The following is a 16,173-nucleotide window of genomic DNA, read 5'->3' as shown; positions in this document are numbered from 1 at the left end:
CCAGTGCCGAAAGGAGCGGGCCTTTCGCGTCTTCCTGGCTCACATACTTCCGGGGTCCGGGGCGGAGCCCCGAGGTCTGCCGTGTTTGCCGGGGCGGGCTTCGAGGGTACTTAGCACCACGGAGCCAAGGATAAGCGCGGTGAAGAGATAGAGACCCCATGCGGTCTCCACCCGACCTACGCCGAGGCCCTTGGCCAGCGTCACGTAGAGCGCAATCAGAAAGATGTCGGCCATGGCGAACTTGCCCATGAGGTTGATCGCGGGCAGGGCGCGCCGGTCAGCCAGGCGAAACTGAACCAGCGCGAGGCCCAGTGTCTTCAGGATCGGTGCGACAAGCGCGAAAACGGCGACGACCAGCGCCAGGAAGACGTCAGCGTCCCAGAGCGCCCGGAGGCCCGAAATGACGGAGATCTCGGACATACCGAAGAGCGGCAGCAACCCCGCCCGCATCAGCGGCGCGAACCATGACAGCGGGTAGAGCAGCAGGAAGGAGAGGTTGAGCCAGCGCATGGGAGAGAGATCGGGGATGGGGCCGCCGGGCGCAAGGGGGCGTGTCCCGGCGGCCTCCCGCGCGGTCCTCAGCTGGTCCACCACCATAGACCCACGAGCGCGGCCAGCAGCAGGATGTGCGCCGCGTCAAGGACGCGCCAGCGTGCATTCGGGGTGAAGGAAGAGGTCAGGAAGGCGGTGGACGCCACGAGAAGCGCCGCCATGCCGCCCTTTACCGCCATGATCTGCGCGGCGGAGGCGTAGACCGGGCTGTTTGTCCAGCCAAGCGCCGGGGCAAAGGTGGTCGCAATGCCCGCCAGCGAGAAAATCAGCGCCACCAGCGCGGGCCAGCGCGCGATGCCGCCACCGACGATCACGCGGAGCAGCGCAAGCACGGCGAGACCTTCGAGGTAGACGAACTTCTTCAGGAAGAGGAACGCCATCACTTCGGGTGGCGGCTGAAAGAGGGTGTTCATCGGCGTCTCCTGCCCGGTGCGGGTAGCGGTGATGGCTCGTTCAATATGCCGGTTCTGATGCCATGGCGGGGGCGCGGGTGGCAATGCGGGTCAGCGCACCGCCGCGATCGGGCCATGCGGGGAGCCGGTAATGAACTGGGTCACGTATGGATCGCCAGAGGTGTCGAGCTGATCGACAGGGCCGGTCCAGCGGATGCGGCCGGCGTGCAGCATGGCGACATTGTCCGCGATGGCCCGGACAGAGGTCATGTCGTGCGTGATGGTCATGGCGGTCGCCCCCATCTCGGTCACGATTTCGCGGATCAGGTCGTTGATAACGCCCGCCATGATCGGGTCCAGCCCCGTGGTCGGTTCGTCGAAAAAGATGATCTCGGGTTCGGCGGCTATGGCGCGCGCCAGCCCGACGCGTTTCTGCATCCCGCCCGACAGTTCGGCCGGAAAGCGGTCCGCCACCTCCGGCATCAGCCCGACGCGGCGGAGTTTTTCGAGTGCGATGGCGCGGGCTTCCTCTGCCGGGCGTTTCAGTGATCCGCGCAGCAGGCGGAAGGCGACGTTTTGCCAGACGGGAAGCGAATCAAAAAGCGCACCGCCCTGAAAAAGCATCCCGAAGCGGGCGAGAAAGGCGTCGCGATCCTGCGTCGTCACGTTCTGCCCGTCGAGCATGATTGTCCCTGCGTCAGGCCAGACAAGGCCGAGGATACATTTCAGCAGCACCGATTTGCCGGAACCGGAGCCACCGATGATCACCATGGAGGAGCCGCGCGCGATCTCGAGATCGATGCCTTGCAGGACGTGGTTGTCCCCGAAGGATTTCGTGACGCCAGCAAGGGAGATCATGACCGCTCTCCGGTGCGGGGGACGGACGACGCCTCTGGCAAAAGGAGTTGTGAAACAGAAAAGCAGCGGCGGCGGATCATAGCGAGAAAAACGCCCCCGTCAGCAGGAAGTTGGCGGCGAGGATGAGGATGGCGGCGGCTTCGACAGAGGATTTCGTGGCGCGGCCCACGCCCTGCGCACCGCGCCCCGAATTCATTCCAAAGTAGCAGCCCATGGTCGCGGCAATGCCGCCGAAGGCACATCCCTTCACCAGAGAGGAGATGACGTCGAGCGGTTCGAGGAAGTCGACGGTGTTCTTGAGATACGCGGCGGGGTTGAAGTTCAGGGAACCCGTCGCCACCGCCCAGCCGCCGAAGATACCGATGACGTCGCCCACCGCCACCAGTGCCGGAACCACCGCCAGCGCGGCCAGCACGCGCGGCACGACGAGGTATTTCATCGGGTTGGTGGACAATGTCACCAGCGCGTCGATCTGCTCGGTCACCTTCATGGTCGCGATTTCGGCCGCAATGCTCGACGTGACGCGGGCGGCGATCATCAGGCCGACCAGCACCGGACCCAGTTCGCGGACCATGCCGATTGCGACGATCTGCGGCACCACGGCTTCGGCGTTGAAACGCGCACCGCCAGAGTAGATCTGCAGCGCCAGTGCGGCCCCGGTAAACACGGCCGTCAGCCCCACCACCGGCAGCGAGAGCCAGCCGATGTTCAGCAGCGCCAGTGCGATTTCTCGCGGGTAGAAGGGGGGGCGCAGGATATGGCTGACCGCGCGCGCGGCAAAGAGCGCCACGCGCCCCACGGCGGCGAGCATGCCAAGCGTTGCGCGGCCGGTTGCGCCGAGGGGAGTCGCCGGTGTCACCTCAGCCGCCGATGTAGTGGCGGGCGTAGCGCGGGCCGAGGTTGGTCAGCACCTCGTAGCCGATGGTCCCGGCCCAGTCGGCCAGCGTATCGACGCCCTGATGCGGACCGAGGAGTTCGACGCTGTCCGGCGTGCCCTCGATCCCGGTCAGGTCGACGGCGATCAGGTCCATGGAAATCCTGCCAAGGATCTTGGCAGGCGCATCGCCGATCCCGACATATGCCTGCGGTCCCATTGCGCGGTGGATGCCGTCTGCGTAGCCCGCTGCGATAGTGGCGACGCGGGTCGGCCGCTCGGCGGTCCATGTGTTGCCGTAGCCCACGGTTTCGCCGGTCTGGACCTCGCGCGTCTGGATCACGGGAATCCGCAGGGTCACCACGTGGCGGGCCTCCGCAAAGGGGCGGCCACCATAAAGCCCGATGCCCGGGCGCGTCATGTCGAAGTGATAGTGATCGCCCAGCAAAATGCCGCCGGTGGCGGAAAGCGAACGAGGCGCGTCTATGCCGTCGGTCATCGCCCGAAAGGCGTCGAGCTGGCGGCGGTTCATGGCGTGATCGGGTTCGTCGGCGCAGGCGAGGTGCGACATCACGAGAAAGGGTTTCTGTGCCAGCGCGATATCGCGCAGGGCCGACCATTCGGCGGGCTCCATGCCAAGCCGGTTCATCCCCGAATCGAGCTGGATGCCGAACGGATGACCCGGCAGGCCCTCCACATGGCACAGCATCTGGTCGATGGAGTTGATCATCGGGATCAGCCGAGCCTCGCGGATCGCTGCAATATCGCCGCGCATATGACCGCCGAGGACACAGATTTCCGGTCCCGGTCCGAGGATGCGGCGCAGTTTCGCGCCTTCCTCGGCCAGCGCAACGAAGAAGGTGCGCGCTCCGGCCCCGGCCAGCGCGGGGGCGACGCGGTCGGCGCCCAGCCCGTAGGCGTCGGCCTTGACCACGGCGGCGGTCTCCGTCTGGGAAAGGGCGTCGAGGCTGCGCCAGTTGGCGCAAAGCGCGTCGAGGTCGATTGTCAGTTTTGCCTGTGCCATGCCCCTTCCTTTGGCAGGATGAGGGCGGGGGTCAAGAGGGAAATCGCCGGCGCGGCGGGTGGTCGGCGGGCATGGGTCGCGGGCATGGGTCGCGGGCACGGGCGGCGGTCATCCGCGATTGGTTAACCGGGGTGAGGTAGGCTGGCGGCATGACGGACGGATTGCGGTTGCAGGTTGAGCTGTTCGGGCTGGCGCTGGCGCGGGCGCGGCGGGGTACGCCGGTACGGGCGGGGCTTGGGGCCTCCGACGATCTGGTGGTGCGCGCCCTGCGCCACGCGCCACTGGCAGGCGCGACGCTGGCCGCCGTTACCGGGGCGGTGATCTGGGGCACCGCGCTGATGTTGCCACAGGCTGCCGCCGTGGTTCTGGGCCTTGCGATTGCGCTGGCGTTGACAGAGGGCCGCGCGTTGCTGGGTTTCGGCCGCATGGTCGACACCCTGGTGGCGGGGGGATCGGCACGGCTTGATCAGCGCCGCACGCCGGGACGCGGGCCGGAAGGTGCGGGGATGTTGGCGGTGGGCCTCGCACTGGCGCTGCAGGTCGCTCTGCTGGTGGCACTGGCGCCTGCGCAGGCGATTGCAGCGCTGCTTGCCGCGGGCGCGTTTGGTGGCATGGCGCGGGTGCATGTTCTGGCGACGACGCTGGGCGCACGACGGCAGGGAATGCGGGCGCGGGTCTTCGACGTGGCGAGCGATTGCTACCGGGTCGGGCTGGTGGAGACACTGACCGCGCTGCTGCCCCTTGCACTGGTCGGGGCGGCCGCGGTTGTGGGTGCTGCGACGGGCGCGGTGGTGGCCGGGCAGCTTGCGCGCTCGACGATGGTGCGCCGCTACGGTGGCTACACCCGCGAGGGACTGGCCTGGGTGCAGATCACGGCGGAACTTGGCGCTCTTGTCGGGATCATGGCCGTGCTGTGACCTGTCACCAGTCCGCCGCCCGTTCCGACACAAGGGCCTGTGCCTCCGCTTCTTCTTCTCGGGAGAATACTCCCGGGGGAGGCCCGAAGGGCGGGTGCAGAGCCCCCTGCGCGCCGTGAACGGGCGCGTTGCGCGCTGTCGGAGCCTGTGAGCGGGGCGCGCGCGGGCGGATCGGAAGCCCTCACTCGCCCTGCTGCCAGGGTTTGACGAGGTTGCCAAAGCGGGTGAATTGCGATTCGAACGACAGCTCGACCGTGCCGATGGGACCGTGACGCTGCTTGCCGATGATGACCTCGGCCTTGGCGTGCAGGCGGGCCATGCGCTCCTGCCAGTCTACCATCTTGTCCAGTTCGTGCTCGCCCGGCTTTTCCCGTTCCACATAGTATTCTTCGCGGAACACGAACATGACGACATCGGCGTCCTGCTCGATGGACCCCGATTCCCGCAGGTCAGACAGCTGCGGACGCTTGTCCTCGCGGCTTTCGACCTGGCGCGACAGCTGCGAGAGAGCAATGACGGGAATGTTCAGTTCCTTGGCGATGGCCTTCAGGCCCATGGAGATTTCGGCGATCTCCTGCACGCGGTTTTCCGCCGTGCCGCGCAAGAGCTGGAGGTAGTCGACGATGATCAGGTCAAGCCCGTGCGTCCGCTTCAGGCGGCGCGACCGCGCGGCAACCTGGGAAATCGGCAGCGCGGGCGTGTCATCGATATAAAGCGGGCAAGCCTCAAGGTCCTTTGCAGCTTGCACGAAGCGGCGGAATTCCTCTTCCTCCATGTCGCCCTGACGGATCTTGTGGGAGGAGATTTCCGACGCTTCCGCGAGGATACGACCCGCCAGCTGCTCGGCGCTCATCTCAAGGCTGAAGAAGCCCACGACGCCGCCTTCGAGCGCGCCGGTGGAGCCATCTGGCCGGGCACCCTTGCGGTAGGCTTTCGCCACGTTGAACGCGATGTTGGTGGCGAGCGAGGTTTTGCCCATCGACGGGCGCCCGGCGAGGATCAGAAGGTCTGAGGGGTGCAGGCCGCCCAGCTTCTTGTCCATGTCTATCAGGCCGGTGGAGATCCCCGCCAGGCCCCCCTCGCGCTGGTAGGCGGCATTGGCGACGTTCACCGCCTCCGTCACCGCGCGCAAAAAGGACTGGAATCCCGATTCCGCCTGACCCTGTTCGGCGAGCTTGTAGAGCTTCTGTTCGGCGGCGACGATCTGTTCGCGCGGTTCGGAGGCCACATCGACCTTTGCCGCCTGATCGGAAATATCGCGCCCCAGGCGGATCAGGTCGCGACGGATCGCGAGGTCGTAGATCATCTGCGCATAATCGCGCACCGCAAATGTCGAGACGGCAGAGGCTGCGAGGCGCGCGAGATAGGCCGCGCCACCCAGTTCCTGCAGGCCTTCGTCATCGGCCATGAAAGCCTTGAGCGTGACGGGCGAAGCGAGGTTGTTCTTGGCGATGCGCGCGGCGGCGATCTCGAAGATGCGCTTGTGCACGGGATCGTAGAAATGCTCCGCCCGAATCAGCGTGGCGATGCGGTCAAAGATATCGTTGTCCGTCAGAATCGCGCCAAGCAGTTGCTGCTCGGCCTCGATCGAATGGGGCATGGTGTCGGCGGACTGGACCTCGACTCCGGTGGCGTTGATCGTGGCGATCTCGTTCATTTCGTGTCCCCCATCTGCTCAGGCCGCCCGACTAGCAGAGGGCGGGCCCGGGGTGCAAAATGTATGTTTCTGGGGATAAGCTGTCGGTTGCTTGTCCTACTGCATCTTGCAACGAAACCGCCCGGTGGCGCAAGATATGCGTTGCGCGACCGGGCGGTGTGGCAGCGCTGCACCGCCGATGAATTAACGTCGCGTCGCGCTCTGTGCCTGAAAACAGTGCCTGAAAACAGTGCCTGAAAATCGCGCTCACGCTCCGTCGACTGCGCGGGTTTCGCGGAGCGGGATTGCCCGCCTCGAAAGAGTGTCGCTGCGGCAATTTCCTCAGGGCAGGCTCAGGCGCGGGCGGTGCGCCAGGCGTGCGGGTCGTTGAGGAAGGATTCGACCTCGCCCAGAACGCCCGCGTGTTTGGCGGGCGCCTCGGCCAACACCTCCCACCAGGTGCACAGGTGGTGCAGCGTGACGCCGTGATCGCCCAGCGTCCTGATCGTTTCGGGAAAGATCCCGTAGTAAAAGATCACCGCGGTATGCGCGCAGGTCGCGCCGGTTTCGCGGATGGCATCCACGAATGACAGCTTCGATCCGCCGTCGGTGGTCAGATCCTCCACCAGCAGGACTCGCTCGCCTTCGGACATCGCGCCTTCGATGCGGGCGTTGCGGCCGTAGCCCTTGGGCTTCTTGCGGACGTAGGTCATGGGCAGGCCCATGCGTTCGGCCACCAGCGCGGCAAAGGGAATGCCCGCCGTCTCGCCGCCCGCAATATTGTCGAAAGCTTCGAAACCCGCGTCCCGCATGACGGTCACGGTGAGGAAATCCATCAGGGTGGAACGGATGCGCGGGTAGGAGATCAGTTTGCGGCAGTCTATGTAGACCGGGGAAAGCTGGCCCGAGGCGAGCTTGAACGGCTCGTGGGTCATGAAGTTCACCGCCTCGATCTCCCACAACATGCGCGCGGTGAGGCGGGCCATTTCTTTGGACGTGGGATAGGTCGAGGGGATCATTGTCGTTCTCCTGTGGCGCGGGCCGGGCTGTACGGGTTGCCGGGGCATTAGCGGGTTTTAACCTGCGGGGAAAGAGTGTTGCCGCCGGTCCTGGGTTTCGGGCAGGCTTGGCAAGTTCGGGCAGGGGCTGGAGGAGGAGCGCTGGATGAACCCCGGCAAGCGACAGGCGTATTCATGGCGCAACGATCCGTCGGTTCCTGTCTTCGACGACGCGCGGTTGGTCGTGGTGCTCGACGGCGACTGCGCGCTGTGTTCCGTGACGGCGCGATGGATCGCCCGGCTCGACCGGGGCGATGTGGTGCGGCTGTGTGTGGCCCAAGGCCTGCTGGGGCGAGCGCTCATGGCACATCACGGAATGGCGCCGGAGGACCCGCAAAGCTGGCTGTTGCTGGAAAATGGCCGCGCGCATGGCGGGCTGGAGGCGATGCGGGTGCTGTTTCCGCGGCTGCACCCGGCATTCCTGCCGCTGCACCTGTTGCGGCTGTTGCCGCATTGCGTACGCGACGGGATCTATGCCCGCATCGCGCGGAACCGCTACAGGCTCGGGCAGGCCGACCTCTGCGCGCTGCCGGATGAGGGCGTGCGGCATCGACTGATCGGCTGAGCTCTCAACAGTCGTGGTAGAGGACCTTCCAGATTTCCCGATTCTGCATCGGATCGGGCCAGTGCTTCTGGGCAAAGAACAGTCCTCCCATGTGATAGGCTTCTGCCTCACCACGGGCAACGCAGGTCCATGCCGTGTCTTGCGCGGCGTGCTGGGCGTGGTGCACCAGCTCGTGCATCAGGATCTCGCGCCAGAGGGGGTTGTCGTAGGGGTTTTCGAAATACTGTGCGCCCTCGATCGTGGCGGCCGGACGGATGTAGACGGTGCCGGCTTCGTCCTCCCCGCCGATATAGAGCGCGTTTAGGCGGTCCTCCACCCCGTCGGCGGGGGCATCGTTCTGTTTGCTCTTGTGGGCCATGCCCTCGTAGTAGCGCGTGGTCAGATCCTCCGCGCTGAGTTCGACGACCTGCGGCCGAGCGAGGTGGCTGGTGTCGTACTGGCTGTTCTCGCCGATCCAGGCGAGCAACAGATCGATGACGGCCTCCATGGCTGGCTCCCTTTTCCATCCCTCTTGATCTTGACGGGTGTCAGGGTCAGCCTATTTCTTGGCTCCTTAATTTTTCAAGAAAACCTTTCCGCGAGAGCGGAAATTCTCTGATGTCATCGCGCAAGGGGCCGATTTCATAGCGCAAAATCGCCCTCCTGCGCGGGGAAACGTCGGGGTGGACCGGTCGTCAGGCGGCCACGCCTCGCGGGGTCATTCGACGCGCCAGTGCAGCGGCATCATTGGATCGAAAACGGTGACGGGGCCATCTGCCGTGTCGATCTTTGCCGGGTAGGTAACGGGATCACCCTTTGTCAGGGTGACTTTATCCGAGTTGACTGGCAGCCCGTAGAAATTTGGGCCATTCAGGCTCGCGAAGGCCGATAGTCGGTCCAGCGCGCCCTCCTGTTCAAAGACTTCGGCAAGGATCGACAGGGTATTCGTCGCGGTAAAGCAGCCGGCGCAGCCGCAGGCGTTTTCCTTCAGCGGGTCGAGGTGCGGCGCACTGTCGGTTCCGAGGAAGTAGGACGGATCGCCGGAGGTCGCCGCGCGGCGCAGCGCAAGCCGGTGTTCCTCACGTTTTGCAACAGGCAGGCAGTAATAGTGCGGCTTGATCCCGCCCACGAGGATCGCATTGCGGTTGATGACAAGGTGATGTGTCGTGATGGTCGCGCCAAGGTCAGGCCCGCCTTCGCGGGCGTAGTCAACACCCTGCGCCGTGGTGATATGTTCCATCACGACTCGCAGACCGGGGGTGGCGCGGCGGATCGGGTCAAGCACCCGATCAATGAACACCGCCTCCCGGTCGAAGATGTCAACGTCGGCATCCACCACCTCGCCGTGCACGCACAGCGGTACGCCGTTCTCGGCCATGGCTTCCAGCACGGGGCGGACCTTGTCGAAGTCGCGCACGCCGGAAGCGGAGTTGGTCGTCGCCCCCGCAGGGTATAGTTTTACCGCCGTGATGATCCCCTCGCGGTGCGCCTGCACGAGGTCGTCCTTGTCGGTTTCCTCCGTGAGGTAGAGCGTCATCAGCGGCGTGAACCGCGCGCCTTCCGGCAGGGCGGCAAGAATGCGGTCGCGGTAGGCGCTTGCCTCGGCGCCGGTGGTCACTGGCGGCACGAGGTTGGGCATGATGATGGCCCGGCCGAAATGACGCGCGGTTTCGGGGGCCACGGCACGCAGCATCGCGCCGTCGCGCAGGTGCAGGTGCCAGTCGTCGGGGCGGGGGAGCGTGATCTGGGTCATGGCTTCGGATAACACGGCGCGGGGGCGCTTCACCAGAGGGGCGGCATGGTCTATCCTGCGCGCCGAAGTGCGAGGGGGAAACAGCATGATCCTGACGGTGATACTGGGGGCGCTCGCGGGCTGGGCGGCGAAACGCATCGAACCACAGGTGACGGATCAGCTGTACCGCTGGCTGGGCGACAGGGACATGATCGCCGATCAGGACCGGGGCGTGGCGTCGCTATTGGTCTGCCTCCTGGCGGCGGCGGCGCTCTTGTCGCTGCTGGGAGAGGGCGGTCGGGTATTCCTGTTCAGCGTTCTGGTGGCGCTGGGGTATTTCCAGGAGGAGTTGCGCGAGGCGCTGCTCAGCCGCAAGCCCTAGTCTTCGATGGCGTGGGCGTCGACGGGCAGGACGGGATGCTGGCCAGGCGCCGCCTCCAGCTGTGCCAGCCTGCGACGGAATCGCGGCGCGTTCATCCGCGTCGCCACATTGCGACACAGCTTCCGGGTCAGGCCATCGCGTCCCGCGTTGTCGAGATGCGCCAGAAGCTTGCGCAGATAGGGCGGGTAGGACCGGCGTGCCCGGAAAAGTGTGGCGAAACGCGCGGCATCCAGCGTGCCCTCGGCGGTGGCGATCAAGAGTCTCGGCATAAGGTCGAGCATCCGCATGTCGGTCTGGATTGCACCGCCAAAGAAGGGCAGACGGAACCGCTGGACGTTGGCCCTGGTGAAAAGCGCCGCATGCATGGCGTCCAGCCGCTCGCGCGGATCGTAGAGTATCGTCGCCTGATCGGCCGCGTCGATCATATCCGGCCCGTAGCCATAGCGCGACGTCCAGTCCAGCCGCCGCGCTTCCGCAAAGCGGTCGTCCCATTCGGTCACTCGCGGATCGAGCGTGGCCTGGGGCTGCATCAGCAGCACCCGCGCGCCGGGGGCGGCGACGGAATAGGCGGCGGCAGCATAGCCGCAGGGCCCCGCGCCGTAGAAAACCACCCGTTCGAATTCCTCGAAGAAGTCGTCGTCGAGCAGCTGATCGAAGAAGCCGTAGACCAGCGGATCGCGAAACCAGGTGTCGCCATGCGACAGCACCGACAGCGACGACCAGCCGTAGTCGCGCACCATGTCGAAGCCCAGCGGCGTGCGCGTCTCCGAAAGCGCTTCGATCCCGGACATGGTCTCGAAGGAGACCAGCAGCGTATCGCCATCTTCTACGAAGACTCCGGCGTGGCGTTTTCCCAGCGGTTCGGCAAAACCATGCTCCTGCCCGAGCGTGCGCAACGCCGCCAGCCACTCGCCACGTGCGAGATCGGAAAAGTCGGGTGCGAATCCCTGCAATGTCGTTCCGGTCGAAATCATGCCGTTCTGGTCTGCCACTTCGAAACCCTCAAACCCGCACTTCCGGCGGCTATGCTGGAAACAATGCCCCGGAGACCCGGCAGCATTGTGTCACGGGCAGGGAGATTCTGTGCGCTGGCCGTGCCGCAGTGCCCCTGTTTCTCCATGGTGCAAATACTTCCGGGGGAGCGCCAAAGGCGCGGGGGACAGCGTCCGCCTCCGGCCTCAGCCCCCCGCGTCTTCGTCCGTCTGACGCGAAATTGTGGCGTGATGCGCGAGAAAACGCGCGGCCTCCAGCGGCACGGGGCGTGTCGGGGGCGTCATCAGCAGGCGGGCAAAGAGCGCGCGCATGGGTTCCTGGGCCATGAGCGCCTCGAACCGCGCCTGGCGCCATGTCACTGCCCCCGCGTGCAGCGGCCCCAGCACCGGGTCCGCCCCCAGAGCATCCCGCAACGCCCCCACGCCGGGCAGGCCAAGGACAGAGGCGTCTTCTTCGAGACACCAGTTACGCTCCACCCAGTAGTCCATCCCCAACGCGTGGTCCGAATGCACCGCACGGCCGCGATCCGCCTTCAGGACATAGCTTTCCATGGCGCCCAGCGGGTAGTGGTTCAACTGTACCAACCCGTACATGGGCCGGCCGTAATTCGAAAATATCCGCCGTGTGAGGAACTGCGCGTCGAGTGGCGCGCCATTGCCGTCGACCCAGTGCGCTTGATCCAGCCGTGCCTCGTCCGGGCTGCGCGGGCGGTGCACGCCAAGCTTCGCGTAGGTGCCATCGTTGCGGTAAAGCGTTTTGAACATGGCGGTACGCCACGGCCAGTGCATGATCTCGGGGGCCGCGCGCGTGAACTGTTCAGTCACGCGGCGGTCGGTGTAACGCACCACGCCGCCATTGCCGAACAGCCGCCAGGTCAGGGTGATCGCGGATGCCTCGGGGCAGGCGGCGATCAGTGCGGGCAGGGTCCGGTCACCTGTGTGGACGTTGACGAATTCATCGATGTCGAGCGGCAGCAGCCAGTCGGCCGACCGCACAGCCTCGCAGCGATCGGCACGCTTCAGCCCGGTGAACTGGATGCCGCCCGCGCCATGGGGCCCGTCGTTGCGGATGTGGGTGACGTGGCCGATCTCTGCCAGCCGATCAAGCATGGCGTCCGTGCCGTCGTCGCAGTCGTTCGACAGGGCGACCACGTGGGTCACACCGCAGGCCAGGTGATGCGCCATCCAGTCCAGTAGAAAGGCACCTTCGTTGCGGAGGCAGAGGACGGCGGTGATGTTCATGCGGCTCCGTTCCGGGCTGGGGAAAGCGTTCTCGGACAAGAACGCTTCGGGCGTGAAGGCTTTTCGGACGAAAAGCCTTCACCTGTTGCGTTGTTACCAGTCCTTGCGGAAGGTCACGACCTTCTGCTCGGACGCTTTCGGGAAATAGGTCAGCCCGGCCTTCTGCATGACGTCGAAAACCGCCTGCACGCCCGATTGCCCGATCCATTGCGGGTGCAATTCGATTACCGCGACGCGCAGGCCCGACCAGTCGGCGGCAGGAAGCAACTCGGCCTCCGCGCCTTCGATGTCACAGACCAGAACATCCGGTGCCAGATCGTCCAGTACCGGGCCGATGGGGTGACGGGCGATCATGGCCTTGCCGGTGATCGCCTCCTTGTCGATCTCGCTGTCCATGGACGAGGCGAGGAAGTTCTTGCGTATGTAAAAGGGCACCGGCTCGCCCGCCTCTGCCGAAAGCAGCGCGTTGCGGACCTCGACGTTCTGAACGCCGTTGGCAGCGTGCACCGAGTGGATGTAGTCGATGAGCGTCGGGTTGGCCTCGTAGGAGACGACCCTTCTGACCTTTTTCTTCACTGACAGCAGCGTCGACATGTACCCGATGCCGCCGCCCAGTTCGAGAACGGTGTCGCCCTCCCGAACGACACGCATCACGGCGTCGCATTCCTTGCGTTCGTAGGTGCCTTCCTTCAGCGCCGCACGCACGCGGCCGGTGGTCAGTGCCGGGTGCTTCGGGATGCGAAGCCCGCGCGAGCGCAGGTAGGGGTCGCGGTCGACGGCTTCGTTTCCCTCCATGTCAGTTCTCCAGATCGAGGGCGAGCGCGTAGGCCACCCGCTCGGTCTCCGTGAGCTTCAGCGTGAGCGCCTGCTCGTAGAGATCCTCGAACTCCGGCGTCTGGCGCAGTGCGCGCGCCTTCGCCCGGTGCCAGTCAAAGGCGCGTCCGTGCCAGTCCTTCAGGACCGGATCGGCCAGCAGTCGGTTCAGTTCCGCGCGCAGTCTGGACAGGTTGCGCTGGATCGTGACGTCCCGGTGGTCGCACCAGTCCATGCGGATCCAGTAGTTGATGCCGATGTTGCGGTCGACGTGCAGCGCGCGTCCGCGCTGGCGCTTGATCAGGTAGCTTTCGGCCGATCGCAGCGCGTAGTGGTTCAGCTGCACGAGGTCGTAGCCGATCGATTTCTTCGACGAACGCCAGCCGTTCATGCGTGCCTCCTTCGTCATGTCGCGGCCCGAGCCGTTGACCCATTTCACCCGCCGCTCGAACCCCTCCGCCAGCTTGTTCGGACGATGACAGGAGATTTTCCCGTAGGCACCGATATTGGCGAACATGGTCTTGAAGCCCCAGACGGTATGGGGTTTGGGGCAGTATTTCGGGGCGCAGGTGTCGAACTGACCGATCACCGGGCGGTCGGCCAGTTCGGCCACCCCGTTGTGCCCGAACAGCCGCCAGGTCATGGCGATGTTGGTCGCATCGGGGACGGCGGCAAAGAGGGCGTCCAGCGTGCCATTGCCCGTGCGGACGTTGACGAACTCGTCCACGTCGATATGCGTTATCCACTCCGCATTGCGGACCACGGGTTCCTCCAGCGCGCGGTCCAGTGCAACTTGCTGCGGGGAGTTGCCCGACCAATTGTCGTTGTTACGGTGCTGGAGCAGTCCAAGCACCTGCAAGCGGTCGAGGATCTCCGTCGTGCCGTCCTCGCACCCGTTGGTATAGATCAGGAAAGTGTCGAAGCCCACGGCCCGGTGGTAGGCCACCCATTCGAGGATATAGGGCCCCTCGTTCTTCATGCAGCCGACGATGACCCGCCCGGAAGTGCCTTCGGTCAACTGGCGCCGCGGCGCGGGGGCGAAGTCCGGGCCCGGGACCGCCTCGTTGACGCGGCCAAGGCGGTTGTGCGGCGCAAAGGAGGAGGCCTGAAGTTTCAGGAAGTTCCGCTTCGCCGCGTCGGGCATCAACGCGCGGGCCGTGGGCGTCAGGAGCGCGTCGATATCGCCGGAGGGGGGCGGCGGCGTGGCCTGGGCGGACGCGCGCAGCGCGGCAGAGGCTGGGCTGGGGGACGTAGCGGAATTCGGGCCTGAATTCGAACCGGGGGTCGGGTTGGCCGACGGCGCGGTATTTGCCATGGCCATCTGCGGCGGCGATGTGGCTTCGGGCTCGGCGGCTTGAGTGGCGTTCTCTGCGAGGCGGGCGAGGTCGGCGGCCCTGGCGGCCAGTTCCTCTTTCGTGGCCTGATTGATCCGCCAGCGGAAGGCCATGAGATACTGCGTCGCCCGGAATCCGCGCGTCGGGTCGGCCTCCTGCCATGGCGCCTGCGGAGCGTCGGGCGCCATGAGTGCGGCGTCCAGCCCGTCGTGCTCGATGCAGAGCGCCTCGATATCCGTCTCGAACCGCGCGGACAACGGTGCCAGCGCGCCGGGCTCGATCGCGGGGCCGGGCACCTTGATCTCGCTTTGGAACTTGCGCCAGAGCGGGCGGGGCAGGATCACCTGCTTCAGTGCCAGAAGGCGCAGCACCGCGTCGTTGAACAACCGGCAGCGCGTCAGCCAGGCGGCAGAGGGCGGCACGGGCCGCGTCCAGGGGGCGGCCTTGCCGATGGTCTCCGCGATGTCAAAGGCCGCGCGGATCTCCTCTGTCGCGTTCACGGAGGCGAGCAGGCCGGGGTCGGTGGATCGGAACGCAACGGCACCGGGGCCGAAGACCGCTTCCCACTCGCGTTGCAACCGTTTGAAATCGAGCCAGAAGGCAGCCCCCTGCACCTCGGCGAACTGGCCGGCCTGCGGATCGCAGGCGGGGCGTGCAGCCAGCGCGGCCTCCCAGAAGGACGGTGCGGCGCAACAGGACAGCTCTGCGTCCAGTGCGGCCCGGCGTCCCTCCAGAAGCTGCGCCGCATAGCGTGAAACCGCCAGCCGCGCCGGGTCGTCCAGATGCGCGACGATGCGGATATCCACCGACAAGGGCGCCAGAAGGGCGCGCAGGCGGTCAAGCTCGGACCGCGTCACCAGAGAGGTGCCCAGCTGGTGCGCCGAAAGGATCAGCGTGTGCGGGTTGGCACGGGATACCTCCTCGGCCAGTGCGCCTGCCACGTCGTCGTGCAGCTCGCGCTGCTTTTCCGGGGCGATATAACCGCGGTTGAATCTCAGGGAGTCGATGTTCTCCGGATCGGTGACCGCCATGAAGAGCCGTGTATGGTTCTTCGCCCCCGGCGAGCGGGCATAAAGCACGCCCTTGCCCAGCAGTTGGTCGCGCTTGGCATCCAGCACCTGTTGCAGCCGCCCGGCGGCGGCGCCGTCCGGGCCGATGTGCACGATGATGCGCATCAGGCCACGTCCTCCGCCGGGTTCGCGTTCGGGTTGGCGTTTAGGCGGCCCCACCACGGCAGGGCGATCCCGATATGGGCGGACAGCCTTTCGCGCGCATCCGCCGCGCCGACCGGCAATTCGATGTAGCGCGGGTCGTCGCCGAAAAGGTCGCGCAGCATGTCGTAATGCCCCGCGATCCAGCGGATACGCTCCGCATCCTCTCCACCGTAGCCCTTTGGCAGGCCGGGGATATTGCCCATAGGCAATCGGTCCGTGCCCATTGTGTTCCAGCGCCGCATGGAATCCGATGTCTCCGCCGCGGGCCGCCATGTGGCGACGAACAGCATGTCGGGCCGTTGCAGGCGCATGGCCTTGAGCAAGGGGTAGTCGCACTGCGGCCAGACGGAGGTGTCGCCGTTCAGCACGCTGATTTCGGTCAGCGCATCGTAAACGGGATCGAGGTGCAGGAAGGGATTCCCGCACGCGAAGTACCCGTTATAAAGCTGCCGCCCGATGAAGGTACCACCCAGCCCCGGTTCGCGGGTATGGACGCGGCGCACCTTGTGATCGGCCACGGTCCAGCCCGCCCGGACCAGCGCGTGCGCCAGCGTGGTGGTGCCGGTCTTCGGCAGCCCGAGGTTCACCAGTTTCACGACCATATCAGCG

Annotated in this window: 17 protein-coding genes; 3 read left to right on the top strand and 14 right to left on the bottom strand. The window is 65.8% G+C overall.

Features of this window, described 5'->3' with window-relative positions:
* Positions 1-39 precede the first annotated feature (39 nt).
* The 5 genes from J5474_RS00380 to alr form a co-directional block, all read right to left on the bottom strand.
* On the bottom strand, positions 40-510 hold the full coding sequence (locus tag J5474_RS00380; RefSeq protein WP_209359466.1) for a paraquat-inducible protein A: 471 nt from the start codon (positions 508-510) through the stop codon (positions 40-42).
* 68 nt (positions 511-578) lie between these two features.
* Complete coding sequence (locus tag J5474_RS00375; RefSeq protein WP_209358367.1) at positions 579-965, bottom strand: hypothetical protein; 387 nt, start codon at positions 963-965, stop codon at positions 579-581.
* A gap of 90 nt (positions 966-1,055) precedes the next feature.
* Positions 1,056-1,802: an ABC transporter ATP-binding protein gene (locus tag J5474_RS00370; RefSeq protein ID WP_209358366.1), complete on the bottom strand. Its 747-nt coding sequence runs from the start codon at positions 1,800-1,802 to the stop codon at positions 1,056-1,058.
* A 76-nt stretch (positions 1,803-1,878) separates the two neighbouring features.
* Positions 1,879-2,613 (bottom strand): MlaE family ABC transporter permease, encoded by a 735-nt coding sequence (locus tag J5474_RS00365; protein ID WP_209359465.1) that lies wholly within the window; start codon positions 2,611-2,613, stop codon positions 1,879-1,881.
* A 49-nt stretch (positions 2,614-2,662) separates the two neighbouring features.
* Positions 2,663-3,700, bottom strand: coding sequence for an alanine racemase (gene alr, locus J5474_RS00360; protein WP_209358365.1), 1,038 nt, complete (start codon positions 3,698-3,700; stop codon positions 2,663-2,665).
* Positions 3,701-3,849: 149 nt separating this feature from the next.
* Here alr and J5474_RS00355 point away from each other — a divergent pair, with 149 nt between their 5' ends.
* The gene (locus J5474_RS00355) at positions 3,850-4,617 is read left to right on the top strand and encodes an adenosylcobinamide-GDP ribazoletransferase (protein WP_209358364.1); all 768 of its coding nucleotides are present in this window, start codon (positions 3,850-3,852) and stop codon (positions 4,615-4,617) included.
* A 181-nt stretch (positions 4,618-4,798) separates the two neighbouring features.
* Here J5474_RS00355 and J5474_RS00350 read toward each other — a convergent pair whose 3' ends face one another.
* Together J5474_RS00350 and J5474_RS00345 are read right to left on the bottom strand one after the other, a co-directional pair.
* On the bottom strand, positions 4,799-6,274 hold the full coding sequence (locus J5474_RS00350; protein WP_209358363.1) for a replicative DNA helicase: 1,476 nt from the start codon (positions 6,272-6,274) through the stop codon (positions 4,799-4,801).
* Between the two features lie 332 nt (positions 6,275-6,606).
* Positions 6,607-7,272, bottom strand: a complete 666-nt coding sequence (locus tag J5474_RS00345) for an orotate phosphoribosyltransferase (protein WP_209358362.1) — start codon at positions 7,270-7,272, stop codon at positions 6,607-6,609.
* A 145-nt stretch (positions 7,273-7,417) separates the two neighbouring features.
* On the opposite strand from J5474_RS00345, the gene J5474_RS00340 reads away from it, so the two are divergent.
* A complete protein-coding gene (locus J5474_RS00340; protein ID WP_209358361.1) occupies positions 7,418-7,876 on the top strand; it encodes a thiol-disulfide oxidoreductase DCC family protein in 459 nt (152 codons plus the stop codon).
* A 4-nt stretch (positions 7,877-7,880) separates the two neighbouring features.
* Here the strand turns inward: J5474_RS00340 and J5474_RS00335 are convergent, their stop codons facing one another.
* Positions 7,881-8,363: a hypothetical protein gene (locus J5474_RS00335; protein WP_209358360.1), complete on the bottom strand. Its 483-nt coding sequence runs from the start codon at positions 8,361-8,363 to the stop codon at positions 7,881-7,883.
* Between the two features lie 210 nt (positions 8,364-8,573).
* On the bottom strand, positions 8,574-9,608 hold the full coding sequence (pyrC, locus tag J5474_RS00330; RefSeq protein WP_209358359.1) for a dihydroorotase: 1,035 nt from the start codon (positions 9,606-9,608) through the stop codon (positions 8,574-8,576).
* Positions 9,609-9,693: 85 nt separating this feature from the next.
* Between pyrC and J5474_RS00325 the strand changes: the two genes are divergently transcribed.
* Positions 9,694-9,969 (top strand): hypothetical protein, encoded by a 276-nt coding sequence (locus J5474_RS00325; RefSeq protein ID WP_209358358.1) that lies wholly within the window; start codon positions 9,694-9,696, stop codon positions 9,967-9,969.
* Here the strand turns inward: J5474_RS00325 and J5474_RS00320 are convergent.
* The 5 genes from J5474_RS00320 to J5474_RS00300 all read right to left on the bottom strand — a co-directional run bounded on the left by J5474_RS00320 (position 9,966) and on the right by J5474_RS00300 (position 16,166).
* Positions 9,966-10,943, bottom strand: coding sequence for a phosphoadenosine phosphosulfate reductase (locus tag J5474_RS00320; protein ID WP_209359464.1), 978 nt, complete (start codon positions 10,941-10,943; stop codon positions 9,966-9,968). The two genes, J5474_RS00325 and J5474_RS00320, sit on opposite strands and share 4 nt — an antisense overlap.
* Before the next feature lie 204 nt (positions 10,944-11,147).
* A complete protein-coding gene (locus J5474_RS00315) occupies positions 11,148-12,203 on the bottom strand; it encodes a glycosyltransferase family 2 protein (protein WP_209358357.1) in 1,056 nt (351 codons plus the stop codon).
* 93 nt (positions 12,204-12,296) lie between these two features.
* A complete protein-coding gene (locus J5474_RS00310) occupies positions 12,297-12,998 on the bottom strand; it encodes an FkbM family methyltransferase (protein ID WP_209358356.1) in 702 nt (233 codons plus the stop codon).
* A gap of 1 nt (position 12,999) precedes the next feature.
* Positions 13,000-15,525 (bottom strand): glycosyltransferase family 2 protein, encoded by a 2,526-nt coding sequence (locus tag J5474_RS00305; RefSeq protein ID WP_209358355.1) that lies wholly within the window; start codon positions 15,523-15,525, stop codon positions 13,000-13,002.
* Positions 15,525-16,166 (bottom strand): sulfotransferase family protein, encoded by a 642-nt coding sequence (locus tag J5474_RS00300; protein WP_209358354.1) that lies wholly within the window; start codon positions 16,164-16,166, stop codon positions 15,525-15,527. Before J5474_RS00300 ends, J5474_RS00305 begins: the two co-directional genes overlap by 1 nt.
* Positions 16,167-16,173: the final 7 nt, after the last annotated feature.

It is taken from the genome of Sagittula salina (assembly GCF_017813235.1).
Lineage (GTDB): Bacteria > Pseudomonadota > Alphaproteobacteria > Rhodobacterales > Rhodobacteraceae > Sagittula > Sagittula salina.
Note: the sequence above shows the minus strand (reverse complement) of the source record. Positions and strands in the feature narration are given on the sequence as shown.

Coding starts and splice junctions, on each gene's coding strand:
- J5474_RS00380 (WP_209359466.1), bottom strand. CDS start 510: ATGCGCTGGCTCAACCTCTCCTTCCTGCTGCTCTACCCGCTGTCATGG.
- J5474_RS00375 (WP_209358367.1), bottom strand. CDS start 965: ATGAACACCCTCTTTCAGCCGCCACCCGAAGTGATGGCGTTCCTCTTC.
- J5474_RS00370 (WP_209358366.1), bottom strand. CDS start 1,802: ATGATCTCCCTTGCTGGCGTCACGAAATCCTTCGGGGACAACCACGTC.
- J5474_RS00365 (WP_209359465.1), bottom strand. CDS start 2,613: ATGCTCGCCGCCGTGGGGCGCGTGGCGCTCTTTGCCGCGCGCGCGGTC.
- alr (WP_209358365.1), bottom strand. CDS start 3,700: ATGGCACAGGCAAAACTGACAATCGACCTCGACGCGCTTTGCGCCAAC.
- J5474_RS00355 (WP_209358364.1), top strand. CDS start 3,850: ATGACGGACGGATTGCGGTTGCAGGTTGAGCTGTTCGGGCTGGCGCTG.
- J5474_RS00350 (WP_209358363.1), bottom strand. CDS start 6,274: ATGAACGAGATCGCCACGATCAACGCCACCGGAGTCGAGGTCCAGTCC.
- J5474_RS00345 (WP_209358362.1), bottom strand. CDS start 7,272: ATGATCCCCTCGACCTATCCCACGTCCAAAGAAATGGCCCGCCTCACC.
- J5474_RS00340 (WP_209358361.1), top strand. CDS start 7,418: ATGAACCCCGGCAAGCGACAGGCGTATTCATGGCGCAACGATCCGTCG.
- J5474_RS00335 (WP_209358360.1), bottom strand. CDS start 8,363: ATGGAGGCCGTCATCGATCTGTTGCTCGCCTGGATCGGCGAGAACAGC.
- pyrC (WP_209358359.1), bottom strand. CDS start 9,608: ATGACCCAGATCACGCTCCCCCGCCCCGACGACTGGCACCTGCACCTG.
- J5474_RS00325 (WP_209358358.1), top strand. CDS start 9,694: ATGATCCTGACGGTGATACTGGGGGCGCTCGCGGGCTGGGCGGCGAAA.
- J5474_RS00320 (WP_209359464.1), bottom strand. CDS start 10,943: ATGATTTCGACCGGAACGACATTGCAGGGATTCGCACCCGACTTTTCC.
- J5474_RS00315 (WP_209358357.1), bottom strand. CDS start 12,203: ATGAACATCACCGCCGTCCTCTGCCTCCGCAACGAAGGTGCCTTTCTA.
- J5474_RS00310 (WP_209358356.1), bottom strand. CDS start 12,998: ATGGAGGGAAACGAAGCCGTCGACCGCGACCCCTACCTGCGCTCGCGC.
- J5474_RS00305 (WP_209358355.1), bottom strand. CDS start 15,525: ATGCGCATCATCGTGCACATCGGCCCGGACGGCGCCGCCGCCGGGCGG.
- J5474_RS00300 (WP_209358354.1), bottom strand. CDS start 16,166: ATGGTCGTGAAACTGGTGAACCTCGGGCTGCCGAAGACCGGCACCACC.